This window comes from Amphiplicatus metriothermophilus, from assembly GCF_900199215.1.
GTDB classification, from domain to species: domain Bacteria; phylum Pseudomonadota; class Alphaproteobacteria; order Caulobacterales; family Parvularculaceae; genus Amphiplicatus; species Amphiplicatus metriothermophilus.
Genome location: NZ_FZQA01000001.1, coordinates 78,436 through 103,381, shown reverse-complemented (window position 1 = coordinate 103,381; position 24,946 = coordinate 78,436). Strand labels below are relative to the sequence as shown.

Below are 24,946 nucleotides of genomic sequence, written 5' to 3'. Positions count from 1 at the left end.
AATGGAGGGGCGGCGGCGAGCGCGACGGGCGTTCGGGGCGCAATGCTTTGCGGCGCGCTGCGGCGCAGCGGGCGGAGAGGGATCGCCGGGCGCGGGCCGTTTTGTTGCGGACTTCCCCCTTACGCCCGCGGGTGAGCCTGTTCGTAGACGGAAAGAAGGCGTTCGGCTTCGACCTTCAGGTAGCGTTGCGTAGCGGCGATCGAGGCGTGGCCCAGAAGCTCCTGGATGGCGCGCAGGTCCGCGCCGCGCGCGAGCAGATGCGTGGCGAAGGAATGGCGCAGCGCGTGCGGCGTCGCCGAGTCCGGCAGGCCGAGCGCCTTGCGCCGGCGTTCGAGCGCGCGCTGGGCGAGGCGCGGACTGAGCGGCTTTCCGCGCACGGAGAAGAACAGGGGATCGCCTGCTTCGCTCCCGTAAGGGCAAAGCGTGCGATAGCGCTCGACGATCTCGCGGACGGGCGCGATGAGGGGAACTTCGCGAGTCTTCGCGCCCTTGCCGCGCACGCGCAGCCGCTCGCCCAGCGGCGCGTCGGCCCGGCGCAGGGACAGCGCCTCGGAAATGCGCAGGCCCGCTGCGTAAAGCAGCATGAACAGCGCGTCGTCGCGCGCGCCGACCCAGGCCGCCTCGCCTTCTTCTTGCGCCTCGCCGACAAGTGCGGCGGCGTCCGCCTCGCTCACCGGACGCGGCAGGCGCTCCTTCGCCTTGGGTCCGCGCATGACCGTAATCGCATCGTTCTCTACGCCGTAACGGCGGGCGAGAAAGCGGAAAAACGATTTAAGTGCGGACAGATCGAGTTTCAGCGTCGCAGGTCCGGCCCCGTCGGCCCGGCGGGCGGCGAGAAAGGCGCGAAAGTCGCGCGCTTCGAGCCGCGCGAGCGCGTCGAGTCCAGGCGCGCCGCCGAGATGGCCGGAAAGAAAACTTTCGAAGCGCGCCAGCGTCGCGCCGTAATTACGCTGCGTATGCGCGCTCGCCCGCCGTTCGGCCTTGAGATGGGCGAGAAAGGCCGCACGCGCGCCGGCGAGGTCGGGCGCGGCGACGGTCCGGCTGGCGCGACGTGCGGTCATGGCGCAAGTTGCGCGCGCGGATGGTTAAGAAAGGGTGAAAGGCGCCCTCAGCTTTGCGTCAGCGTCCACAGATCGGCGCGCAGCGCTTCGATCCCGTCGCCGGTCCGCGCCGATGTCGCGCGCAAAACCGGATGCGCGGCCGGCCGGCGCGCGATCGCCGCCGCCGTGTCGCGCAGGAGCGCTGCGCGCGCGTCCGGCTTCACCTTGTCGGTCTTGGTCAGGACGATCTGGTAATTGACCGCCGCCTCGTCGAGCAGGTCCATCGCCTCGCGATCGGCGGGCTTGAGGCCGTGGCGGGCGTCGACGAGCAGACACGCCCGGCGCAGCGAAGGCCGTCCGCGCAGATAGTCGCGCACGAGCCGCGACCAGCGCTCGACGTCGCGCTGGGCGGCGCGCGCATAGCCGTAGCCCGGCAGATCGACGAGCCGGAGCGCGCCGCCGAGATCGAAGAAATTGAGCTCGCGCGTGCGGCCCGGCTCGGCCGAGGCGCGCGCGAGGTTCTTCCGTCCGGCGAGCGCGTTCAAGAGCGAAGACTTGCCGACATTCGAGCGGCCGGCGAAGGCGACCTCGGGCGGACCGGCTTCGGGCAGGGCGTCCATCGCGGCGACGCCGAGCATGAAGTCGCAGGGCCCGGCGAACAGCCGGCGCCCCGCCTCGACGGCCTCTGGCGGGAGATAATCCTCCGCAGGCGTCATTTTCCGGCCGCGGGCGGGGTCTTTTTCGCGAAACGCGAGAGGCCGAGATTGGCCGCGATGTCGACCTCGACCCCGTTGCGCTTCATGATGATCCATTGCTGGCCGATGGACAGAAGCGTGTTCCAGAACCAGTAAAGCACGAGGCCCGCGGCGAAAGAAGCGAACAGGAAGGTGAAGATGATCGGCATCAGCGCGAAGACCTGCGCCTGTATGGGATCGGCCGGCGGCGGATTGAGCTTCATCTGGAACCACATGGCGACGCCCATCAGAAGCGGCAGCACGCCGACGCCGAGAAAGGCGCCGATCAGGGGCAGCGCCGTCGGGTCGTAGGGCAGAAGCCCGAACAGATTGAAGATCGTCGTCGGGTCGGGCGCGGACAGGTCCCTGATCCAGAGAATGAACGGCTCATGGCGCAGCTCGATGGTGACGAACAGCGTCTTGTAGAGCGCGTAGAAGATCGGCATCTGCACGAAGATCGGCAGGCAGCCCGTGACCGGGTTCAGCTTCTCCTTCTGGTAGAGCGCCATCATCTCCTGCTGCAGCTTCATCTTGTCGTCGCCGTAGCGCGCCTTGAGCTGCTCGAGCTGCGGCTGCAGCTTCTTCATCTTCGCCGTCATCTCATAGGCCTTGTTGGCCAGCGGGAAGAGCAGGATCTTGATGATCAGCGTCAGGAGCAAAATCGCGACGCCGAAATTGCCCGTGCGGTCGCCCAGAAAGTCGAGCACGGTGAAGATCGGCCGCGTCGCCCAGTAGAAGAACTTGCCCCAGTCGACGGCGCTGTCGAAGCGCGCGATGCCGAGCCCGCCCTTCTCGGGAGGCTTCTCGTAGGAGCGCAGGATGTCCACGTCCTTCGCTCCGCCGAACAGATAGGAGGTCAGCGTCGCCGTCTCGCCCGGCGCGAGCGTGCGGGGACTGAGCGCGTAGCTCGCCTGGAAAACCGGGCGCTCGGGCCCGCCCACATTGCGCATCACCGCGTTGAAGCGCTCGCCCTGCGGCGGAATCGCGGCGGCGAGCCAGTATTTGTTGGTGATGCCGACCCAGCCCTGATCGCCTTCGGCCCTGATCTCGTTGCTGATCGCCTTCTTGTATTTGCGCTCGTAAAGCGCCTTGCCGATGACGGCGATCGGCCCTTCATGGAGGATCATGAAGTTCTGGAGATTGTTCGGCACGCCGCGCTGCACGACGAGGCCGTAGGGGGTGATGGTCGCCGGCTCGCCGCCTTCGTTGCGCACGGTCTGCGAGACCGTGAACATGAACTTCTCGTCGACGGCGATGGTCTTCTCGAAGACGAGCCCGCCGGCGCGTCGGGTGAGAGTGACGGGCGTCTCCGGCGTCAGCTGCGCGCCCTCCGGCGCGCTCCACAGGGCGGTGCGATCGGAGGCGCTGCCCACGAACCATCCCTGCTGGACGAAATGGCCGTGCTCGGTCGCTTCCGGACTCAGCAGGCGGATCATCGGGCTGTCGGGCTCGACCGTCTCGCGATAGTTTTTGAGGCGCAGATCGTCGATGCGCGCGCCGGCGAGGTTGATCGAGCCGACAAGGCTCGGCGTTTCGACAGGGATGCGCCGCGGCGCGGCGGCGAGCGCCTCCTCGATCGTGACGGCGGGACGGGTCCCGATCACCGCGCCGAAATCGGCGGCTTCGCCGGGCGTGGCCTGTTCCGTCTGCTCGCCGGCCGCGCGCCGGGCCGCTTCCATCGCCTCGCGCTGCGGGCCCGCGACCAGCGCCTCCCACAGGATGATGACGCCCATGGAAAGGGCGATCGCGAGAATGAAATTCCGATCCATCAGCTTCTCTCGAAGTTCTCCGCGCGCCGGCGTTATGTGGAGGCTCGCGCGTGGCTTAAAAGGGCCCGCTTCAAATCGTCAAGCAGCCGCGCCCAGGGGCGCGTCGCCGCGCCCGCCCGGGCGACGAGGAGATAATCGCAGCCCGGCTCGCCGTGAACCGGCATCACCCGCCGGCAGGCCTCGCGCAGACGCCGGCGAATGCGGTTGCGCAGGACGGCCTTGCCGAGCTTCTTCGTGACCGCGAAGCCGACGCCGATGGCCGGATCGCCGTCCTCCCGGCGCCGCCGGACCAGAAGAAAGCTCGCCGTTCCCCGGCGCGCCGCGCCGCGCAGGGCCTGGAAATCCGCCTTTTTGCGAATGGGCCGCAGGACGGCCGCTTGCGGCGGCGGGTCGCCGGCGCGGCCGCCGGACGGCCGGTCGGACCCGCTCAGGCCGACAACCGCTTGCGGCCCTTGGCGCGGCGGCGCGCCAGCACCTTGCGGCCGTTCTTGGTGGCCAGGCGCGCGCGGAAGCCGTGGCGGCGCTTGCGAACGAGCCGGCTCGGCTGATAGGTCCGTTTCATGGCGCAATCTCTTCAGGAATCTTCTTGTGCCGCGGCGCGCGCCGCGCAGGAGGCGCGTACCTAGCCGCTGGGCGCCGCCCCGTCAAGGCGCGGGAAAAGCTGCGGCGGGGGCGGAAGCGCGCCGCGAGAGATCCCGCTGGCGGCCCCGTCTTGCGCGTCGCGCTTCGTTCCCGGCTTCTCCCTTCATTGTGACCGGATTTCAGCAGGAATTGTCGGGCGCTCGGCGCGCCAGGGCGTTATCTGCCTGTTCCGAACGCCGTTATTGTGAGACGAGCGCGCGCAAGCGCGCCCGATGAGGAGAACCCGCGCGCCGATGAACGCTTCCCCCGTTCCGCCGAAGGTCGCCGAGGAAACAGCCGAAGCCGGCGGCGCGCCCGCGCCGGGCCGGCCGCGCCGCTGGCTGCGCTTCGCCCCGCTCCTCGCGATCGCGGTCGGGCTCGGCCTCGTCTTCGCGCTGGGGCTTGACAAATATCTCAGCCTCGACGCGCTGCGCGCTCATCACGAGGCGCTGGCGGCCTTCGTCGCGCGCAATTTTTGGGGCGCGCTCGCGCTGTTCATGCTCGCCTATGCGCTGGTCGTGGCGCTGTCGCTGCCCGGCGGCGCGATGATGTCGGTCGCGGCGGGCTTTCTGTTCGGGATCTGGACCGGAACCGCCGTCGTCGTCGTCGCGGCCACCCTCGGCGCCAGCGCCATCTTCATCGCGGCGCGCACCGCGTTCGGCGAGTTCCTGCGCGCGCGGGCGGCCGGATTCGTCCGGCGCATCGAGGACGGCTTCAGCCGGAACGCCTTTTCCTATCTTTTGCTCCTGCGGCTCATCCCGCTCTTTCCCTTCTTCGTGGTCAACATCGCGCCGGCCTTCACGCGCATCAAAACGCGCGAGTACGTGCTCGCCACCTTCATCGGCATCATTCCCGGCTCCTTCGCTTATGTGAGCGCCGGCAACGGCCTCGGCGCGATACTGGCGCGCGGCGGGGAGGTCGCCTTCGGCCGTCTTCTTCTGCAGCCGGAGATTCTCACCCCGATCGTCGCGCTCTCCGTGCTGGCGCTGCTGCCGGTTCTGTGGCGCGTCCTGCGCCGTCGCGACAAGCTTGACGCGGAGCAGCAGTAATGCCGAACGTCATCGACGCCGATCTGTGCGTGATCGGCGCCGGCGCGGCGGGCCTGTCCGTCGCGGCCGGCGCGGCCCAGCTCGGCCGCAAGGTCGTCCTCGTCGAGAAGGGCAAGATGGGCGGGGACTGCCTCAATTACGGCTGCGTGCCGTCGAAGGCGCTTCTGGCCGCCGCGGCGCGCGCGCAGGCGATGCGCGATGGCGGCAAATTCGGCGTGTACGGAGAACCGACCGTCGATTTTCCAGCCGTCATGGCGCATGTGCGCGCGGCCGTCGCTGCCATCGCCCCGCATGACAGCCAGGAGCGCTTCGAGGGTCTCGGCGCGACGGTCATCCGCGAAGCCGGCGCCTTCGTCGGACCGCGCGCGCTCGCCGCGGGCGAGCATGAGATCCGCGCGAAGCATTTCGTGGTCGCAACGGGATCCTCGCCCGCCGTTCCGCCGATTCCGGGCCTTGAGGCCGCGCCCTATCTCACCAACGAGACGGTCTTCGATCTCGACGCGCTTCCCGGCCATCTCGTCATCGTCGGCGGCGGGCCCATCGGCTGCGAGCTGGGCCAGGCTTTCCGGCGCCTCGGCGCGCGCGTGACGATCATCGACGCGCTGGAGATCCTCAACCGGGAGGACCCTGAGGCCGTCGGCCTCCTGCGCGCGCGGCTGGACGCGGAAGGCGTCGCGCTGCGCGAACGGGCGAAGATCGCCCGCATCGACGCTCGCGCGGGGGCGGTCTCGGTCGCGCTCGAAGGCGGCGAGACGGTCGAGGGCTCGCACCTCCTGCTCGCCGTCGGCCGGCGCGCGAATGTCGACGGTCTCGGCCTCGAAGCCGCAGGCGTTGCGTATACGGACAAGGGAATCGTCGTCGACGATCGCCTGCGAACGAGCAACCGACGCATATACGCCGCCGGCGACGTCGCGGGCGGGCCGCAGTTCACGCATCTGGCAGGCGATCATGCAAGCACGATCGTGCGCAACATTCTCTTCAAGATGCCTGCGCGCCGGCGCGACCGGCTCGCCCCGCGCGCGACCTACACGGACCCGGAAATCGCCGCCGTCGGCCTGTCCGAAGAGGAGGCGGCGAAGGACCATCCCGGCGCGCGGTCCGCGCGCTGGCGTTTCGCCGACAACGACCGCGCGCAGACGGAGGGGCGCACGGAGGGTTTCCTCAAGCTGGTCGCCGATCAGCGCGGCCGTATTCTTGGCGCGAGCGCGGCCGGCGCGGGCGCGGCCGAAGCGATCGGGCTCGTCTGCTTCGCCATGGCCGACAAAATGTCCATGCGCGCCTTTACGAACGTCATGCCGGCCTATCCGACGCGCGGCGAGATCGTCAAGCGCGCGGCGGGCGCATGGTATGCGCCCGCGCTGTTTTCCGACCGCACGAGGCTGCTCGTGCGATTGCTCGCCCTTTTCGACTAGGCGATAAAGGCGGCATGAACCGCGCCGCTCCAGCCAGGTCTTTCGCGCGCATCCGCCGCTCGCTGTCGACGCAGCTTCTGATGCTGACGATCCTGTTCGTGCTGCTCGCCGAGGCGGTGGTGATGATCCCCTCGGTCGCCAAGCAGCGCGCCGACTGGCTCTATGCGCGCATCGAGGCGGCCTATCTCGTCGGCCTCGCGCTCGAAGCGCCCGATCAGGAAATGATCGACCCCACGGTCGCGCGCCAGCTCTTTGCGACCGCCAATATTCTCGGCGTGACGGTCACGCGCCAGGGCGCGCGCGTTCCCGTCTATTCGCCGGATATCGGGGCCTACAAGGACAGGCCGATGCATTACGTCAACCTGCACGGCGCCGGCCCCGTGCAGCTCACGCTCGACGCCTGGGGCACCATGTTCTCGCGCGGCGACAGGCTTCTGCGCGTCATCGGCTGGCCGAAATTCGGCGGGGAAGAGGTCGGCATGCTGGTCTCGCAGCGGGCCCTGCGCCGCGATCTGCACACTTACGCGCGCAACATTCTCGGCCTGTCGCTCATCATCTCGACCCTGACGGCCGCGCTCGTCTACTGGTCGCTCGATTGCCTGATCGTCAGGCCGGTGCGCCGTCTGACCGGCCAGATGGCGGCGTTCAACGCCAATCCGGAAGACGAGCGCAACATCATTGAACCGACGCGCCGCGAGGACGAGATCGGCGCGGCGCAGGAAAGCCTGCGCGCGCTCGAGCGGCGCGTGCACGAGCTGTTGTCGCAGCGCCGCCGGCTCGCCGCGCTCGGCGCGGGCGTGTCGAAGCTGAGCCACGATCTTCGCAATATTCTCGCCTCGGCCCAGCTCATGTCGGATCGGCTTGCAGGCAGCGACGATCCGCGCGTGAAAAAGCTCAGTCCACGTCTTATTCAGGCGCTCGACCGCGCCATCGCCCTGAGCCGCGATACGCTCAGCTACGCGCGCATGGAGCCGGCCATGCTGTCGAAGTCGCGCTTCCCGCTGAAAGGGCTCGTCGACGAGGTGTTCGACGATACGGCGGTCATGCATGCGCGCTTCGTCAACGAGGTCCCGGAGGATCTCGAGATCGTCGCCGACCGCAACCAGCTTTACCGCGCGCTGTTCAATCTCGTGCGCAACGCGGCCGAGGCGCTCGCGCCGGCCGATGAGGGCGGGGGCGCGCCCGCGCCGAACGGCGGGCGCGTCTTCATCCGGGCGCGAAAGGAGGGCGCGAATGTCGAGGTGGAGGTCGCGGACAACGGCCCCGGCCTGCCAGAGGAGGCGCGCGCGCATCTGTTCGAGCCCTTCATGGGCTCGCGAAAGCCGGGCGGGTCCGGTCTCGGCGCGGCGATCGCTCACGAGATCGCCAGCGCCCACGGCGGCGCGCTCGTCATCGCGAAATCAGACGATCACGGAACGGTTTTCGCGCTGACCCTGCCGCAGGCGTAGGGCGCGCGCTATTCGGCGACGAATCCCGTCTTCCACGTCCCTTCGCGGCGTTTGTCGGCGCCGCCGTCGAAGGTCCCGTCCGGCAGCCGGCGGAAGCCGTGCAGGCCGCTCGTCAGCTCCCGCTCCGAGACGTCGTGGCCGAGGCGTCTGAGTCCCGCGACGATCTGCGCATCGAAGCCGCCGGCTTCGAGGATCGGCGCGCCGCGCGGATAGACCGCATGGGGCGCGTCGATCGCGGCCTGCATGGAAAGTCCCCAGTCGATCAGGCCGATCAGGGTCTTGGCCACATAGCCGATGATCGCCGGCCCGCCGGGCGAGCCGAGCGCGGCCCAGACCTCGCCCTCGCCGTCGAAGACGATCGCCGGCGTCATGGAGCTGCGCGGGCGCTTGCCGGGCGCGACCGCGTTGGCCACGGGAACGCCGTCGCGTTCCGGCAGGAAGGAGAAGTCCGTAAGCTGATTGTTCAGCACCATGCCGGCGGCCATGAGATGGCTGCCGAAGGCGAACTCGACCGTGGTGGTCATGGAGACGACCCGTCCCTCGCCGTCGACGATGACGAAATGGCTGGTCGAAGGCGGCTCGGGCGAGGCGTCGGGCGCGAAGCCGCTCCAGCGGCCGGGCGCGGCCTCGCCGTCTATGGCGTAGACGGACGGATCGCCCGCCCCGACGCTCTCCATCGCGCGCGCGCGGCTGATGAGGGCGGCGCGCGCGGCGAGATAGGCCGGATTGAGCAGCCCGGCGATCACCGCTTCGGGCGCGAGATCGCCCGCCGCATGGTCGAGGTCGCCGAGATACATGTTGCGGTCGGCGTAAGCGAGCCGGCTCGCCTCGAACAGCAGGTGAATCGCCTCGATGCTGTCCGCGCCGGCGCCCTTCATGTCGAACGGCTCGAGCAGGGCGAGGATCTGCAGGAGCGTGACCCCGCCCGAACTCGGCGGAGCCATGGAGCAGATTTCATATCCCCGATAGGGCCCGCAGACAGCCTCGCGCTTGACCGGGCGGTAATCGCGCAGATCCTCGAGCGTCATGCCCCCCGGATTGGGCGCGGAATTGACCGCTTCGACGATCGCCGCGGCGATCTCGCCTTCATAAAACGCGTCCGCGCCGCCTTCGGCGATGAGGCGCAACGTGCGCGCATAGGCCGGGTTCTTCAGCACATGGCCGACGGGAAGGGGCGCGCCGTCCTCCGTATAGAAATATTCTGCGGCGGCAGGCATCTGCTTCAGTCGTGGAATGCGCGCGATGAGGCCGTGAAGGCGCGGCGAGACGGCAAAGCCCTCCTCTGCGAGCCGCGCAGCCGGCTCGAAAAGCTCCGCCCATGGCAGGACCCCGTGCTCCTCATGGGCGAGTTCGAGCATGCGCACAACGCCGGGCACGCCGACCGAGAGCCCGCCGACCACCGCGTCGAGGAAGTTCATCGGCTCGCCTTCGGGCGTGAGAAACCGGTCGGGCCGGGCCGAGGCCGGCGCGACCTCGCGCCCGTCATAGGTCTCGAGCGTCCCGGCGGCCGGGTCGTAATGCAGCATGAAGGCGCCGCCGCCCAGGCCCGAGGACTGCGGCTCGACGAGGCCAAGCACGGCCTGCACCGCGATCGCCGCGTCGACCGCCGAGCCGCCGCGCTCGAGCGCCATTGCGCCCGCCTCGACGGCGTGGCGGTTGGCCGCGGCGACGAAATACCGTTTGGGGGCGGCGGCGCCCGCCTCGGATCGCGCCGCCGGCGCGCCCGTCTGTCCGCCCGTCTCCCGTCCGCAGGCGGCGAACGCCAGCATCGCCGTGATGACCGCGAGCGCCCGCGCGCCCTTGCGCAAATACGCCATGAACATTCCTCTTCTTTCCGCGCCGAACCTTGTAGAGTGCCGCGGCTGCGACGGCGAGCCGCCCTCCGGCGAAATACGATCACGCGCGCATGATTGCAAAATGACGAACGCTGCGACCAGGACCGGCAAGACCGCGCGCAAGGGCCCGCGCAACGACATCACGGACGTGCCGGGAATCTCCGTCGGCGCGGCGCAGGACGCGCGCGCGAAGACCGGCGTCAGCGTCGTGCTGCCGGCCGCGCCGGCGGTCTGCGCCGGCGACGTGCGCGGCGGCGGGCCGGGCACGCGCGAGACCGATCTGCTCGATCCTTCGACCCTGGTCGCGCGCGCCGACGCGATCGTCTTGAGCGGCGGGTCCTCTTACGGGCTCGCCGCCGCCGACGGCGCGGCGGCCTGGCTCGGCGCGCGCGGGCGCGGCTTCGCGCTCGTGAAAGGCGCGGGCGCGCCGGCCTCGCCCATCGTCCCGGCGGCGATCCTCTACGATCTCGCCAATGGCGGCGACAAGGACTGGGGCGAAGAGCCGCCCTATCGTCGGCTGGGGCGCGACGCCTGCGCGGCGGCGGACGGCGGGCCCGTCCGTCTCGGCCGGGCGGGCGCGGGCTACGGCGCGATGGCGGGGGCCGGGCCCGGCGGGCTCGGCTCGGCCTCTTACGTCTGCGACGACGGGCTCGTCCTCGGCGCGCTCGTCGCGGTCAACAGCTTCGGCTCGGTCAGAATGCCGGCGAGCGCGGCTTTCTGGGCCTGGCCTTTCGAGGAGGACGGCGAGTTCGGCGGCGCCCGGCCCGCGCCGGACTGGCGGCCGGTTCCCGATCTGCCGCCCGACGCGAAGCGCGCCGCGGCGCGCGCGCGGGCCAACACGACTATCGCCGTCATCGCGGTCGCGGCCGATATGACCCAGGCCGACGCGCGCCGGGTCGCGATCATGGCGCAGGACGGGCTCGCCCGCGCCGTCCGGCCGGTCCACGGGCCGACCGACGGCGACGCGGTCTTCGTGCTGGCGACGGGCGAGGAGCGCCCCTGCGATCCGCTGACGCTCACGCGCGTCGGGCTTCTGGCCGCCGATTGCCTGGCGCGCGCCGTCGCCCGCGCCGTCTTCGAGGCCGAACGGCAGGACGGGCGGGGCGGCTAGGGCGCGGAACGCGAAAAGGCCCGCCGGCGCCGGTTCCGGCCGGCCTTGCAATTCGCCGCGCAATCCGCTTTAACGCGGGTCCGCGCGGGGCCCGGCCTTCAGGCGGGCGGCCTTGCGCGATGCGCGCCCGTAGCTCAGCTGGATAGAGCACCAGACTACGAATCTGGGGGTCAGAGGTTCGAATCCTTTCGGGCGCGCCATTCGCTAATACCAAACTGCGAACCGGTCCGCCGGCGATATGGGCGATCGTCTCGCCGGAAACGGCTTCGGCCAGCGCGTCTTGGGGGTCGGCGACGACAATCTCCGAACGGCCCACGACGATTTCAGAGACGAAAGCGCGCACATAGCGCTTCTTCAATGCGCCGGGCGCCTCCAGGATAAGCCGGCGCAAGCGCTGCGCCGCGATCGCGGCTTCGTCTAGTCCGATCGGCTTGAGCGCCGCGCATGCGCGCGCTTCCTCCGCTTCAATCAGACGAACGAGGTTCTCGCGTTCGGCCTCGGCGGCCGCCATCTCTTCACGGAACAGACCGCTTTCTTTGACGAGCCCGTCGGCGATAGCGGCCAAGAGATTGCGGAGGCGCTTGTTCACGTGCCCGAGCCGCCCGCGCAACTGTCGAGGGCATGGCAGGCGACAGCTTTTCCCCGGGCGGAGCATTGCGCCGTATGGAGTCCGGAACAGACCTTCAATCATCACGCCAGCCGCGCCTGAACGATTCAGGACGCCCGCTAAAAAAGTTCGCGCAAGCGTCACTATCCCGTCATGACGACGCATTAACGGCCCCATCGGGTCATTTGGGGACTAAGATGAGATTCAAGACTATGTTGCTGGGCGCTGCGGGCGCTCTGTGTACGCCTTACGCCTATGCCCAGACCGATGCGTCGAACGACCGAGATGAAATCGTCGTCATTGGCACGAAGCTTTCGCGTCAAAAAGCGATCGAGGAAAAACGCGACGATAGCCGCGTCGTCGACGCGCTCGGGATCGATGAACTCGGCCAGTTGCCGGATAAGAATGTCGGCGAGTCGCTCAATCGCCTGCCAGGCGTCACCATGCTGGTCGAGAAGGGCGAAGGACGCTTCGTCCAGATTCGCGGCGTCAATCCGGGCCTCAACAATGTCGCCATAAACGGCGTCTCCCTCGGTTCGCCCGAGCAGGAAGGCGGCGGGCGCGGCGCGCCGCTTGACGTGATTTCGGGCGGCGTTCTCGGCGGCGTCCAGGTCATCAAGACGCCGACGCCGGACATGGATGCGCAAGGCATCGGCGGCACGGTTAATCTCAAAACGGCGATGCCCTTCGACCGTGACGACGCATTTTACGGCTATCTGACGGGGCGCTACGGCTACGAGGAAATCCGTCCCAAGGACGAGGGCTTTGGCGGCCATGACCCTTATGCGGTCGACGCGCTGGTCGCGGGCAAGCTCGCCAATGACACGATCGGCTGGCTCATTGGCGCGTCGTGGTCGGACAGGGAATATATAGCCCAGGGCCGCTATCAGGACGATTGGGACGAGAGCAGCGGCATCGGTCTGCCCGTCAACGTCAAGAATAATTATTACGTCATCGGCCGCGAGCGGCTCAATATCAACGGCGCGGTCGAGTTCCGCCCTGACGATGAAACGCAATTCTTCGTGCGCGGCTTTTACGCGGACTGGAGCGAGTTCCAGCACAGAAACCGTTTTGAGGAGAATCTCAGCAGCGGCGTCGTTCCTCTGACTGGGCGCTCCGGCGTGTCAGGCCCGAATCGCGTCAACGCCAACATACGTCTTGAAAAGGCGGACAAGGAGCTCTTCACAATTGCGGCTGGAGGCGAAAAGACCTTCGGCGCCTATACGCTGACGTTTCTCGGCCAGCGCAGCGAGAACGACCTTTCCGAGCCAAATGACTTCTGGGAGTTTCGCTCCGCCGCCATCTTCGGGCCGAACGCCTGGGCGCTTAACGATCTCAACGTCGTCGACATAACCCCGGACGCCGGCACGCCCGACCGGCAAGATCCTTCGCTGTTCGGCTTGCGGCGGGTCCGTTTCTTCGATCGCGCGCTTGAAGAAATCACTTGGACCGGCAAGGCGGACCTGCGGTGGGACATCGACGACAGCTTCTATCTCAAGACCGGCGCTAAATACGCTTCAACCGATCGCATTCTCGACGAAGGGCGGCGCCGGTTCAATCCGGGCGCTTCGGCGCTGACGCTTGGAACTTCGCCGGCCTTTACCGACGGGGCATTCATCAATGACACCGACGCCGGCGACGTTCCCAATATCTTCATGAATATCGACGGGCTCAACGCGTTCTTCGCCGATCCGGCGAACGCCTCCTTCTTCGAGGCGGACCTCGACGATAATTTCGTCGCCGACAATGCGGCTGATTACGCGCTGCGCGAGCGCATCATCGCCGGCTATGCGATGGGCGAAAAGCAGTATGGCGATCTTGAACTCATCGCGGGCGCGCGCGTCGAATGGACGGACATCGAAAGCAGCGGCAATCTTCTGCTTAACGGCGTCGCGACGCGCGTCGAGGATGGCGGCGATTATGTCACCGTGACGCCGTCGATCATCGCCAATTACCGACCGGATGAAAGCCTTGTCTTCCGCGCAGCCGTTACGCGCGCCCTCGGCCGGCCGGATTTCGACATCATCGCGCCGCGCTCGACCGCGACAGACGACGGCGGGCCGATCGCCACGGTCAATATCGGCAATCCGGACCTTCGTCCGCGCACATCATGGAACTTCGACTTGTCGGCGGAGTGGTATCCGAATGATTTTACGGCGCTTTCCGTCGGCCTGTTCTACAAGGATATATCCGACGAACTTGTCCCGTTCACGGAATCGCTGACGACGCAGGCGGAGATGGACGCAGCGCTCGCGGCGCGCGGTCTCGTCGGCGCGATCGACACGTCGGTGCTGACGCGTCTCGATCTTAAGACGACGATCAACGGCGCATCGGCCGAACTGAAGGGGATCGAGCTGCTAGGGCAGACCCAATTCGATTTCCTGCCGTCGCCGCTCGACGGTTTCGGCGCCTCGGCGTCGGCGACGTTCATCGACGGCGAGACGACGCTTCCGACTGGCGAGGTCCTCCCGCTCGTCGGTCAGGCAGAGAAGACCTACGCCTTTTCGGTTTTCTATCAAAAAGGGCCGATCGACGCGTCGGTCAGCTATGCGTTCAATGACAGCTTTCTGACTGACCCGAATTCCAATCCGGACCTGGTTCTCGACCAAGGGGCCTTCGGTCGGTGGGATGCGAAGATCGCCTATAATGTCCGCGAAAATGTCAAACTGTTCGTGGAGGGCGTCAATTTGAACAACGAGCCGACGACGGAATTCCAAGGCGGACGGCCTGCGTGGAACACCGAATATGAATATGTCGGCACGACATTCTTCTTCGGCGCAAGCGTAGGGTTCTGACGACGCCAGATTGTGAAAACGCCGGCGGCCCTTCGTCAAAAGGGCCGCCGGGCCTTTAGAAAAGGATGCGATATGGAAAGGCTCAGCGCCGCATTCTTGATCGCCGCCGCGCTCATTCCCTTGAGCCGCAGCGCATTTGCCGCCGATGAAAGCTGCGCCCCTCAGCAATTGGTGGGAACGACCGTCCGCACATGGCCGGCGGCGGACGCCGATCAGGGAGCGGCGGCGGACGAAGCTCATTTTTATGCTGTCGACAACTCGGTAATCGCCAAGCATGATCGCCGGACCGGCGCGCTCGTGCGGCGCTGGTCGGGCGAGAACGCCGGCCTCGTGCGCCACATAAACAGTTGCTATCATGAGAGCGGCCTACTCTATTGCGCCAATTCCAATTATCCGCAGACGCCGATGGGATCGTCCATTGAGATTTTCGATGCGGACACGCTCGAGCCCGTCGCCTCTCACAGTTTTGGGCTGACCGAAGAAGGGTCGCTCACCTGGTTCGACAGGACCGCTGAGGGCTGGATCGCCGGGTTCACCCATTATGGAAAGCCGGGCGGCCTGCCGTACAAGGATAACCGCTATTCGAATGTCGTCGCTTTCGACGCCGGATGGCGGCGCAATGGCGGCTGGCTGTATCCCGCCGCCATTCTCGATCGCATGGCGCCTTACGGCGCGTCGGGCGGAGCGGTCGGCCCCGACGGCCACCTCTATGTGCTCGGGCACGACCTGCCGGAAATGTATGTGCTCGCGAAGCCGAAAATGGGCCCGGCCCTGGTCCACATCGCGACGATCGCCATTGAGGCTGAAGGCCAGGCTTTTTCATGGTCCGACGACGCAAAAGAACGCCGCATCTTTGCAATCAGTAGGCGCGGCGAGAAGGAAGTTCTCGAAATTGAAATTCCGCCCCTTGCGGAAATTTGCCAGGCGTCGGCGATTGCACGTTTTTCACGTTAAGAGTCGGCTTCGAACTTCATAAGGCTTGCGCGCCGCGCAGCTCGTCGGCCTCGGCCGTGTTGACGCTCTGATCGTCGATGAAGGTCTGCGACAGGCTGGCTCCGCGCCCGGCGCGAGGGGCTCCGCCGCAAAGCTGTGCGGCGGCTGCTTCTTCGAATTATCGCCGCAAGGCGCGTCCGTGAGCCGGGGCTCCCTTCTCATGAGGGAAAGCGCTCCTCCAAACCAAAAAAGATAAATCGATTCAAATGGCTGGCGGCGGCAAGAGCGTCGCGTGAGGCGGAATCGCCGTCATGGCTGCGACGCCGCGGCTGAAAGCCTCGCCTGTGCGCGCGCGTCGCCCTGAACTGTATCGCCAAGGTGGTTCGAAGATTTTGTCGAGCAAAATCAATAAGATATAATAAGTCTCCAGTTCGCGGTTTCGCCGCCCGCCGCGCGCCATTCGCTAATAAAGTCAATTGGTTTGGCGCTCGCCATTCGGGAGTTCGGCGCTCTCCGGTCCCGCGGGCGCGGCCTGCCGAAGGGAGAAGAGGCGCGCACGGACGGTCTCCGCGCGCGATTTTCCGGGCGCTCCCGGCGCGCATGACTTTCGCCAAGCGGGGCGGGAGTCGGTCGCCGCTCGCTCGCGGGCGTCATTAATCCGTAACCGATGGAATCCATGGTTAATCGCCCGTTAAGGGCTTCGCCGTAGCCTCAAAAGACGAGATTGTGGAAAGAGCCGCGATGCTGCGACGCACAACGCTCAAACCGGCGCGCCTGGCGCCGCGCGATTGTTGTAAAATTGTAACGGCTTCCGGGTCGCCGTCTTTTTCGACTGAAGCCCTCGCTGGACTGCACGGTGTAGACGCGCGAATGATTGAGCGAGGGCGGATGCGCGCAACGACATCGGCCGACCAGGCGCCCCGCAGCGCAAAGGGGCGGCAAACAAGGGGTGGATCCATGAAACAGACTTGCGGACTCGTTTCGGTCGCCGGCCGTCTTCTGTCGGGCGTCGCGCTCGGCGCGCTCGCCGCCGGCGGCGCCATGGCGCAGTCGATTCGCGACGAAATCGTCGTGACCTCGCAGCGCACCGAACAGTCTCTCCAGGACGTGCCGATCGCGGTGTCGGCCTTCGACGGGGCCGAGCTCCAGGACCGTCAGATGGAGAGCTTCCAGGACATCCAGTTCAACATCCCGAACTTCCAGTTCTCCCGCACCCAGTTCACCAATTCGGCGGTCTCCATCCGCGGGATCGGCAACTTCCTCGTCGCGGCGAGCTCTGAGAACGCCGTCTCGGTGCATGTCAACGACGTGTTCATCAGCTCTCCGCGCCTGTTCGAGACCGAGTTCTTCGACATCGAGCGGATCGAGATCCTGCGCGGGCCGCAGGGCACGCTGTTCGGCCGCAACGCCACCGGCGGGGTGATGAACGTCATCACCGCCAAGGCCAACCCCGATCAGGTGGAAGGCTATGTCGACGCCGAATACGGCAATTACGACTCGGTGAAGGTGCACGGCGCGGTCAACGTGCCGCTCGCCGACACGCTCGCGGTGCGCCTGGCCGGCACGACCATCCAGCGCGACGGCTACACCGAGAACGTGTGGACCGGCGAGGACATCGACGACCGCGACATCTACGCCCTGCGCGGTTCGGCGCGCTGGCTCGCCACCGACGACACGACGATCGACTTCACGGCGAGCTACATGCGCGAGGAGGACAATCGCGCGCGCTGGCAGAAGCAGTCCTGCAACGCCGGCCCGCTGCAGCCGCTGCTCGGCTGCGATCCGAACGGGCCGCGCCGTTTCGACGGCGTCGATCTGCGCGGCACCATCGCCTCGAACGTTTCGGCGGAGACCTTCGGGCTGATCTTCGGCCCGTCGACGGCGCCGTTCGGCCTGTTCTCGCTCGCCGGCGGCCCGGTCGCGGGCGAGCCGCAGCCCGACGGCCTGCGCCAGGTGGCGATGGACACCACGCCGAAATACGACGCCGAGGAGACGGTGTTCCTTCTCAACGCCAAGCACGACTTCGAGAATTTCTCGGTGAAGATCAACGCCGGCTGGGGCAATTCGAAGATCGCCACGCGGACGGATTTCGACGGCGGCGTGGGGCCCGAGCTGACGGTTCCCGCGGCGCTGGCGACCATGCCCGGCGTGTTCGCGCTTTACTCCGACGGCATGTTCCCGGTCTCCGATTTCGACCTCGGCATCGAAGGCCCCAATAACGGCCTCGTCGGCGTCATCGGCGGCCATGTGCAGTCGCGCTCGAACCGCTATCAGGCGATCGACCTGTCGATCGGCGAGAGCGACTACTGGTCGGTGGAAGGCATCGTGAACACCGATTTCGACGGGCCGCTGAACTTCCTGATCGGCGCGAACCGCATCGAATCGAACGGCTTCGCCGACTACGCCGTGGCCTCGACGAGCCTCGACTATCTCGCTCTCGTCGGCGGCACGCTGACGGCGATGGGCGGAGCGGCCGATGCGGCGGCGGCGGCGGTGCTCGCCAGCGGCGGATCGCCGGCCGACGCGGCGGCCGCGGCGGCTGCGGCGAGCGCGGCGGCGGCCGCGCAAGGGTTCGGTTTCTACAAGCCCTATTTCTTCAACGACACCGACGACAACTTCCTCGATTCGACGTCCGTCTTCGGCGAAGTCTATTTCGACATCACCGACACGCTGAAGCTGACCGGCGGCGTCCGCCACAATTGGGACACCAAGGGCCTGCGCGACAGGGGCGACCTGCTGGACTCCTTCATCGCGCTCATCAGCGGAACGCTGCCGGCGGGCGTTCCGCCCGTCGTGCCGCTCGGCACGCCGTCGGTGCGCGATCTGCTCGACGCCGACGAGCTCAATGAAGGCACGCCGGGCGCGGTCAACGACTTCCGGGTCATCGAGGACGATTTCGACTCGACCACCGGCCGCGCCGTGCTGCAATGGACGCCTACGGACAATGCGCAGTTCTACGCGTCCTGGACGCGCGGCTTCAAGCCCGGCGGGTTCAACCCGCGCACGCTGGTTCCGGGCGTGTCGCTGACCTTCGAGCCGGAGGTCATCAACGCCTATGAAGCGGGCGTGAAGTCGACCCTGGCGAACGGGCGCCTGATGGCGAACCTGACCGGCTTCTATTACGACTATTCCGGCCTGCAGGTGTCGCGGATCGTCTCGCGCACGTCGATCAACGACAATGTCGACGCGACGATCTGGGGCCTCGAGGGCGAGTTCGTCTGGCGCCCGATCGACGCGCTGACGTTCAACATGAACGCGTCCTATCTCAACACCGAGGTGGGCGAGTTCTCGGCTTTCGATCCGCATAATCCCACGGCCGGCCGCACGGACGTCGAGCTCGTCGCCGACATCATCGCCGGCTCGAACTGCGTCGTCACCCGCGGCGCCGGCGACGGCCCGCTGCTGCTGGCGAACGGCGGAACGCCGACCGGCGTGCCGGCGCTCGACGGGCTGATCGCGTCGCCCTTCTCGGTCTGCTCCTCGCTGGAAGGCAACATCGCCACGATCAACGCGCTCACCGGCGGGTCCTACGCCGTCGTCGGCGGGATCGAGCAGGACCTTGAAGGCAACAAGCTGCTCGGCGCGCCGGAGTTCAAGATCGCCGGCGGCGTGCAGTACGACATTCCGGTGAGCGGCGGGCGCTACACGCTGACCCCGCGCGTCGACGCCTATTACCAGTCGGAGATGTACACGACCCTGTTCAACACCGAGCAGGACCGCGTCGACGGCTACGCCTATCTCAACGCGCAGCTTCGTTTCGCGCCCACGGACGGAAACTGGCATGTGCGGTTCTTCATGCAGAACGTGACCGACAACGACGCGGTCACCGGCATCTATCGCGGCGACCAGAGCTCGGGCACAAGCAAGAACCTGTTCATCCTCGAGCCGCGCCGCTGGGGCTTCGGCGTGGGCATGACGTTCTGATGAGCGCGCTTGCATAACGGCGGCGAACGCCGGAGGGGGCGGGACAGGCGGTCTTCGGACCGCCTGTTCTCTTTTCAGGATGCGGATCGTTCCGTTGCATCGTCGCGCGCGCATTTTGCAGCCAGCGCCCGCGCGACCTTCGAGCCCGGCGCGCGGCCGAGCGCGCGCGAGATCCAAAGGCTCGTCTCGACGAGGGCGTCGAGGTCGATTCCGGTCTCGAAGCCGGAGCCGGCGAGCATGTAGGCGACGTCCTCGGTGGCGACATTGCCCGCCGCGCCCGGCGCGTAGGGACAGCCGCCGAGGCCGGACACGGAGGAATCGAACACGCGCGCGCCTTCTTCGATGGAGGCCCAGATATTGGCGAGCGCCTGGCCGTAGGTGTCGTGATAATGCCCGGCGAGCGCCGCGACCGGAATCTCGCCGGCGACGGCGCGGATCATCGCGCGCGCCTCGCCCGCGGTTCCGACCCCGATCGTGTCGCCCAGCGAAATCTCATAACAGCCCATGTCGTAAAGCGCCTTGGCGACCTTGACCACGGCGGCTAGGGGGACTTTTCCCTCATAAGGGCAGCCGAGAACGCAGGAGACATAGCCGCGCACGCGGATCCCGTCGGCGCGGGCGGCCTCCATGACGGGGCGGAAGCGCTCGAGACTTTCCGCGATCGAGCAGTTGATGTTCCGCTGACTGAATGTCTCGGACGCGGCGGCGAAGACCGCGATCGTATCGGCGCGCGCCGCGCGCGCGCCCTCGTAGCCCTTCATGTTGGGCACGAGCGCGGGATAGGACGCGCCCGCCCGCCGCTTCATCCGGGCCATCACCTGGTCGCTCGCCGCCATTTGCGGCGTCCATTTCGGCGAGACGAAGGCGCCGGCCTCGACCACCGGGCAGCCGGCCGCGGCGAGCCGCTCGATCAGCGCGACCTTCGTTTCGACGTCGACGGACTGCTTCTCGTTCTGCAGCCCGTCGCGCGGGCCGACCTCGACGATGACGATGCGTTCGCTCATGACGCGGCGGACTATAGCAGAAGCGGCCTCGGCGGGCGCAAACGATTTGAGAACCAATGAGCGCTATCATCGCCGGTCGTGAAGGGCGCCGTCCGCGCGCCGCAGGGAAGCGTCATGCCGCAAGCGACCAGAGCCGTGATCCGCGACGGCGTGTTCTACGCAAACGGCTGCGGCCTCGCGGCCGCCCCCGCCGGCGAGTACGAGATCGTCCGCCTGAGCGTTTGCGAAATCCTCTTCTCCGACGGCGCCCATGCGCGCGCCTTCACGCTTTCGGTCGACGCGGTGGCGCAGCATCTGTGCGAGGGCCGGCTGCGCCTGCTCGACGGCGACAAGCTGCCCGCCCTGCCGGCGAAGCGCTGAGCGCGCCGCGGCCCCCCTGACGGTCAGTCGAAAAGCTCCGGGGCGAGCGCGCCTTCGAGTCTGAGGAGCCGGCGTTTGGCTTCGGCGCCGCCGGGCGCGGAGAATCCGGTCATCGTCCCGTCGGCGCCGACGACGCGGTGGCACGGCACGACGAGCGGGAAGGGATTGCGCCCCAGGGCCTGGCCGACGCGGCGCGCCGGCGCGACGTCGCCCAGCGCGCGGGCGATCTCGCCATAGGTCCGCGTCCGGCCGGGCGGAATGGCGAGGGCTTCGCCGTAAACCGCACGGTCGAAAGCCGGCAGGCCCGTCATGTCGAGATCGACCTCCGCCAAAGCGCGCAGATCGCCGCCGAGATGCGCGGCGATATCCCCGGCGAGCCGGCGGATCGGCGCGGGCGGGGCGGCGTCCTCAGCCGCGCCGGGGGCGCGCGCCGCAAGCCGGCGGCGAACCGCCGCGCGCGCGTCCTGCGGAAAAGCGACGGCGAGCAGGCCCGACCGGCCCCAGGCGAGCCCGCACCAGCCGAACGCCGTCTCGAAGGTCATGCAAGAGGTCTCGCTCATGCGCCTTTCATAGCATCTTCGCCGGCGCTGCGCCGCCCGATTGTTGCGGCGCGCGCCGGCCGGGCGAACGGCGCGGCGCTTGCGCCCCCATCTTCCGTTCACGGCGGCGCGAGAGCGCGCGCGGAAATTCGCCCGGCGTCCGGAAGCAGGCGCGAAACGTTCCGCATTCGGGCCCGGCGATTGATCCATCGTCCGTGCGCGCCTTAGTTCGGCGCATCGTTTTCCGAAACAGAAAGGACCATCGTCATGATCAGGAAAACCCTCGCCGCCGCGCTCTCCGTAGGCGCGCTTCTCGCCGCCTCGCCGGCCTTCGCCGCCGACGAGGCGAACGTCGTTCCAGGACTGACCGCCGTCGGCAAGCCGCTCGGCCTGCACGGCGTCGACCCGGTCGCTTTCGTCGAGCTGGGCAACCGTATCGAAGGAACGGCGGCTTACACGGCGGTGCATGAAGACGTCGCCTATTACTTCGACTCGCGCGCGAACATGGAGAAGTTCAAGCGCAACGCCGCGGCGTATGTCCCGGCGAATGGCGGCTTCTGCACCTTCGGCGTCTCCGTCGGCAAGAAGTTCGACGGCGATCCGCGCTTCGCGGATGTCTACAAGGGTCGGCTTTACGTCTTTCTGAACGAGGAGATATTCCGCATGTATCAGAAGGACAAGGACGGCGTGATCGCGAAAGCCGACGCCAACTGGAAGAAGATCAAAAGCACGGCCGCGGGCGAACTCTAGGCCCGCGCGCCGCGAGACGCGCCGCAAGCCGGCCATCCTCTTCCCGCCGGCGCGGCGCGTCCTTCTCATTTCCGGAAACAGACGGAGAGCCGAATGGAAACCGCCTATTTTTACGTCGGCCTGAGCGGCCTTCTGACCATTCTTCTGTGGACGCCCTATATTCTCGCGCGCGTGTTCGCGTGGGGACCGTGGAAGTTCATTACAAACTATCCGGAAGGCTTTCCGGCGCGCGAGCCGGAGCCGCCGCTATGGGCCCAGCGCGCCAAGCGCGCCCATCTCAACATGGTCGAGACCATGCCCGCCTTCCTCGCCGTCGTGATCGCGGCCGACTATGTCGCCGGCGGGGTCGCGGGCGTCGTCATCGGCGCCTGGGCGCAGGTCTTCTTCTTCGCGCGCGTCCTCCACGCCGTCGTCTATGCGCTCGGCGTTCCTTTCCTCAGGACGCCGGTCTATCTCGTCTCCTGGGCGGCGATCGTGATGATCGGCGCGCAGATGTTCCGCTAGGAAGCTCCCCGGCGCCGGGCCCGGATCGGGGCCGGCGCGCTCCTTCCCGGCTGCGCCGGGCTCTGGCCGCGCGCTGCAAAGGCGGCTACATAGCTTTCGCCGATGCGAGGACGGGAGAGTTCGATGTCGGAACGGGCGAAACGATCAGATTACAGACATTTTCTGCCGCTTCAGACCCGCTGGGCGGACAACGACATTTACGGCCATTTGAACAACGTCGTCCATTACGGGCTTTTCGACACTATCGTGAACGAATATCTGATCGCCTCGGGCGCGCTCGACATCCATGAGGGCGCCGTCATCGGCCTTGTCGTCGAGACGGGCTGCCGCTATTTCGCCCCGCTCGAATTTCCCCAGAAGCTCGAAGGCGCCCTGCGCGTCGCGAAGATCGGGAACTCCTCCGTGCGCTACGAGCTGGCGATCTTCGCCGAGGGCGCGCAGGAAGCCGCGGCGCAGGGCCATTTCGTTCATGTCTATGTGGACCGGCGCGCGCGCCGGCCCGTCCCCTTGCCGGACGGGCTCAGAAAGGCGCTTGAGAAGATCGGCGTTTAAGGCGCGCCGGAGCCGTCGTCCCGGGCGCGGCGCGGCGCGGAATGACGCGCCGCAGGCTCGCACGCGCCCCGTTCCCTTGCCCGGCCCCCTCTGTTAAACCCTTCTCAAACAAGAGGAAACGCCAGGGGGCCATGCCCGTCATCCAGTCCAGAATCGACCCGCAGTCGGAAGGCTTCGCCGCCAACGCCGCGGCGATGCGCCGGCTCGTCGAGGAGCTCAAAGCCAATACGGAGAAGGTCGCGCAGGGCGGCGGGCCGCGCTACGCCGAGCGCCACAAGGCGCGCGGCAAGCTGCTCGCCCGCGAGCGCATCGAGCGGCTCGTCGATCCCGGCGCGCCTTTTCTCGAGCTGGGGGCTTTCGCCGCTTGGCAGATGTATTCGGGCGACGTGAACGCCGCCGGGATCGTCGCCGGCATCGGGCGCGTCGAGGGCGTGGAGTGCATGATCGTCGCCAACGACCCGACGGTGAAGGGCGGAACCTATCACCCGATGACGGTCAAGAAGCACCTGCGCGCGCAGGAGATCGCAGGCGAGAACCGGCTGCCCTGCATCTATCTCGTCGAATCGGGCGGGGCCTTCCTGCCCATGCAGGACGAGGTCTTTCCGGACAAGGACGATTTCGGCCGCATCTTCTACAACCAGGCCAATCTCTCCGCCGCCGGCATCCCGCAGATCGCGGTCGTGCACGGCTCCTGCACGGCGGGCGGCGCCTATGTGCCGGCGATGTCGGACGAGGCGATCATCGTGCGCAAGCAGGGCACGATCTTTCTCGGCGGCCCGCCGCTCGTCAAGGCAGCGACCGGCGAGGTCGTGACCGCCGAGGAGCTTGGCGGCGGCGACGTGCATGCGCGCGAGTCCGGCGTCGCCGATCATCTCGCCGAGGACGACGACCACGCGCTCGGCCTCGCGCGGCGCATCGTCTCCCGCCTCAACTGGCGAAAGCGCGGCCGGCTTGCGACCGCCGCGCCGGAGGACCCGCTTTACCCCGCCGAGGAAATCTACGGGATCGTCGAGCAGGACGGGCGCAAGCCCTATGACGCGCGCGAGATCATCGCGCGCATGGTCGACGGGTCCCGCTTCGACGAGTTCAAGCCGCTTTACGGCGCGACCCTGGCGACGGGCTTCGCGCGCATCCACGGCTTTCCCGTCGGAATCCTCGCGAACAACGGGATTCTCTTTTCCGAAAGCGCGCTCAAGGGCGCGCATTTCATCGAGCTGTGCTGCCAGCGCGGGATTCCGTTGATCTTCCTGCAGAACATCACGGGCTTCATGGTCGGCCGCGCCGCAGAGGCCGGCGGGATCGCCAAGGACGGCGCGAAGCTCGTCACGGCGGTCGCCACGGCGCGCGTGCCGAAATTCACCGTCATCGTCGGCGGCTCCTACGGGGCGGGCAATTACGGCATGTGCGGGCGCGCCTACGGGCCGCGCTTCCTGTTCATGTGGCCGAACGCGCGCATCTCCGTCATGGGCGGCGAGCAGGCCGCGAGCGTGCTCGCCACGGTGCGGCGCGAGGGGCTGCGCGAAGGCGAGACCTGGTCAGAAGAGGATGAGGAGGCATTCAAGGCGAAGATCCGCGCCGACTACGACCGTCAGGGCTCGCCCTATTATTCCTCCGCGCGCGGCTGGGACGACGGGATCATCGATCCCGTCCAGACCCGCGACGTGCTGGGTCTGTGCATTTCGGCGAGTTTGAACGCAGCCATCGAGCCGACGAAATTCGGCGTGTTCAGGATGTAAGGCGAGGCGACAGGGAATGGCGAATGGAGAAAGGGAAGCGGAGATTAGAGGGTTTCGTCGTCCCGGGCGCATGGCAGCATCTTCGATGATGCGATGCAGACCCGGGATCGCCGTCGGCGAGCGCCGAGTTTCGCCCGCGCCCGGTCCCGGATCAGCAGCCCAGCATTTCATGCTGCGCGGCATCCGGGATGACTCATGTTCTTCTTCCCCATTCCCCATCCGT

20 protein-coding genes and 1 tRNA gene are annotated in these 24,946 nt (G+C 67.4%); 13 read left to right on the top strand and 8 right to left on the bottom strand.

Translation table 11 applies throughout. The features are described 5' to 3' along the window. Positions 1 to 119 precede the first annotated feature (119 nt). The 5 genes from CHB64_RS00555 to rpmH form a co-directional block, all read right to left on the bottom strand. Positions 120 to 1,061 carry a tyrosine recombinase XerC gene (locus tag CHB64_RS00555; RefSeq protein ID WP_089410647.1) on the bottom strand — a complete coding sequence of 314 codons (942 nt, stop codon included), beginning with the start codon at positions 1,059 to 1,061 and terminating at the stop codon, positions 120 to 122. 47 nt (positions 1,062 to 1,108) lie between these two features. Continuing rightward, entirely contained in the window at positions 1,109 to 1,756 is a 648-nt protein-coding gene (gene yihA / locus CHB64_RS00550) for a ribosome biogenesis GTP-binding protein YihA/YsxC (RefSeq protein ID WP_089410646.1), read from the bottom strand. Beyond that, positions 1,753 to 3,543 (bottom strand): membrane protein insertase YidC, encoded by a 1,791-nt coding sequence (gene yidC, locus CHB64_RS00545; RefSeq protein ID WP_089410645.1) that lies wholly within the window; start codon positions 3,541 to 3,543, stop codon positions 1,753 to 1,755. Before yidC ends, yihA begins: the two co-directional genes overlap by 4 nt. Positions 3,544 to 3,575: 32 nt before the next feature. Continuing rightward, on the bottom strand, positions 3,576 to 3,902 hold the full coding sequence (gene rnpA, locus CHB64_RS15700) for a ribonuclease P protein component (RefSeq protein WP_407640861.1): 327 nt from the start codon (positions 3,900 to 3,902) through the stop codon (positions 3,576 to 3,578). Positions 3,903 to 3,970: 68 nt separating this feature from the next. Beyond that, positions 3,971 to 4,105 carry a 50S ribosomal protein L34 gene (gene rpmH, locus CHB64_RS00535; protein ID WP_089411404.1) on the bottom strand — a complete coding sequence of 45 codons (135 nt, stop codon included), beginning with the start codon at positions 4,103 to 4,105 and terminating at the stop codon, positions 3,971 to 3,973. Positions 4,106 to 4,418: 313 nt separating this feature from the next. On the opposite strand from rpmH, the gene CHB64_RS00530 reads away from it, so the two are divergent. Genes CHB64_RS00530 through CHB64_RS00520 form a run of 3 tightly spaced genes read left to right on the top strand, consistent with a single transcriptional unit; the run spans position 4,419 to position 8,073 of the window. Beyond that, on the top strand, positions 4,419 to 5,213 hold the full coding sequence (locus tag CHB64_RS00530) for a TVP38/TMEM64 family protein (protein WP_089410644.1): 795 nt from the start codon (positions 4,419 to 4,421) through the stop codon (positions 5,211 to 5,213). Further along, complete coding sequence (locus tag CHB64_RS00525; RefSeq protein WP_089410643.1) at positions 5,213 to 6,625, top strand: dihydrolipoyl dehydrogenase family protein; 1,413 nt, start codon at positions 5,213 to 5,215, stop codon at positions 6,623 to 6,625. The genes CHB64_RS00530 and CHB64_RS00525 overlap by 1 nt, the downstream gene beginning before the upstream one ends. Positions 6,626 to 6,639: 14 nt before the next feature. Further along, on the top strand, positions 6,640 to 8,073 hold the full coding sequence (locus CHB64_RS00520; RefSeq protein WP_089410642.1) for a sensor histidine kinase: 1,434 nt from the start codon (positions 6,640 to 6,642) through the stop codon (positions 8,071 to 8,073). Positions 8,074 to 8,081: 8 nt separating this feature from the next. Here the strand turns inward: CHB64_RS00520 and ggt are convergent, their stop codons facing one another. Continuing rightward, positions 8,082 to 9,890 (bottom strand): gamma-glutamyltransferase, encoded by a 1,809-nt coding sequence (gene ggt / locus CHB64_RS00515; RefSeq protein ID WP_200815185.1) that lies wholly within the window; start codon positions 9,888 to 9,890, stop codon positions 8,082 to 8,084. Positions 9,891 to 9,990: 100 nt separating this feature from the next. Here ggt and CHB64_RS00510 point away from each other — a divergent pair, with 100 nt between their 5' ends. The 5 genes from CHB64_RS00510 to CHB64_RS00480 all read left to right on the top strand — a co-directional run bounded on the left by CHB64_RS00510 (position 9,991) and on the right by CHB64_RS00480 (position 19,278). Next, positions 9,991 to 11,019 carry a P1 family peptidase gene (locus CHB64_RS00510; RefSeq protein ID WP_089410640.1) on the top strand — a complete coding sequence of 343 codons (1,029 nt, stop codon included), beginning with the start codon at positions 9,991 to 9,993 and terminating at the stop codon, positions 11,017 to 11,019. Positions 11,020 to 11,142: 123 nt separating this feature from the next. Next, positions 11,143 to 11,219: transfer RNA gene (locus CHB64_RS00505), tRNA-Arg, on the top strand. Between the two features lie 604 nt (positions 11,220 to 11,823). Further along, positions 11,824 to 14,421: a TonB-dependent receptor gene (locus CHB64_RS00495; protein WP_159462352.1), complete on the top strand. Its 2,598-nt coding sequence runs from the start codon at positions 11,824 to 11,826 to the stop codon at positions 14,419 to 14,421. Between the two features lie 72 nt (positions 14,422 to 14,493). Beyond that, entirely contained in the window at positions 14,494 to 15,375 is an 882-nt protein-coding gene (locus CHB64_RS00490) for a hypothetical protein (protein ID WP_089410637.1), read from the top strand. Between the two features lie 936 nt (positions 15,376 to 16,311). Then, positions 16,312 to 19,278, top strand: a complete 2,967-nt coding sequence (locus CHB64_RS00480; RefSeq protein WP_159462351.1) for a TonB-dependent receptor — start codon at positions 16,312 to 16,314, stop codon at positions 19,276 to 19,278. A gap of 74 nt (positions 19,279 to 19,352) precedes the next feature. On the opposite strand, the gene CHB64_RS00475 is transcribed toward CHB64_RS00480, so the two are convergent. Next, positions 19,353 to 20,282: a hydroxymethylglutaryl-CoA lyase gene (locus tag CHB64_RS00475; RefSeq protein WP_089410634.1), complete on the bottom strand. Its 930-nt coding sequence runs from the start codon at positions 20,280 to 20,282 to the stop codon at positions 19,353 to 19,355. 114 nt (positions 20,283 to 20,396) lie between these two features. Here CHB64_RS00475 and CHB64_RS00470 point away from each other — a divergent pair, with 114 nt between their 5' ends. Further along, positions 20,397 to 20,642: a hypothetical protein gene (locus tag CHB64_RS00470; RefSeq protein ID WP_143265904.1), complete on the top strand. Its 246-nt coding sequence runs from the start codon at positions 20,397 to 20,399 to the stop codon at positions 20,640 to 20,642. Between the two features lie 23 nt (positions 20,643 to 20,665). Here the strand turns inward: CHB64_RS00470 and CHB64_RS00465 are convergent, their stop codons facing one another. Then, entirely contained in the window at positions 20,666 to 21,202 is a 537-nt protein-coding gene (locus CHB64_RS00465; protein ID WP_089411403.1) for a methylated-DNA--[protein]-cysteine S-methyltransferase, read from the bottom strand. A 246-nt stretch (positions 21,203 to 21,448) separates the two neighbouring features. On the opposite strand from CHB64_RS00465, the gene CHB64_RS00460 reads away from it, so the two are divergent. From CHB64_RS00460 to CHB64_RS00445, 4 genes are all read left to right on the top strand, one after another. Continuing rightward, complete coding sequence (locus CHB64_RS00460) at positions 21,449 to 21,931, top strand: YHS domain-containing (seleno)protein (RefSeq protein ID WP_089410632.1); 483 nt, start codon at positions 21,449 to 21,451, stop codon at positions 21,929 to 21,931. 93 nt (positions 21,932 to 22,024) lie between these two features. Continuing rightward, complete coding sequence (locus tag CHB64_RS00455) at positions 22,025 to 22,435, top strand: MAPEG family protein (RefSeq protein WP_089410631.1); 411 nt, start codon at positions 22,025 to 22,027, stop codon at positions 22,433 to 22,435. A 123-nt stretch (positions 22,436 to 22,558) separates the two neighbouring features. After that, on the top strand, positions 22,559 to 22,987 hold the full coding sequence (locus CHB64_RS00450) for an acyl-CoA thioesterase (RefSeq protein ID WP_089410630.1): 429 nt from the start codon (positions 22,559 to 22,561) through the stop codon (positions 22,985 to 22,987). Between the two features lie 131 nt (positions 22,988 to 23,118). Continuing rightward, a complete protein-coding gene (locus CHB64_RS00445; protein ID WP_089410629.1) occupies positions 23,119 to 24,723 on the top strand; it encodes a carboxyl transferase domain-containing protein in 1,605 nt (534 codons plus the stop codon). The last annotated feature ends 223 nt before the right edge of the window (positions 24,724 to 24,946 follow it).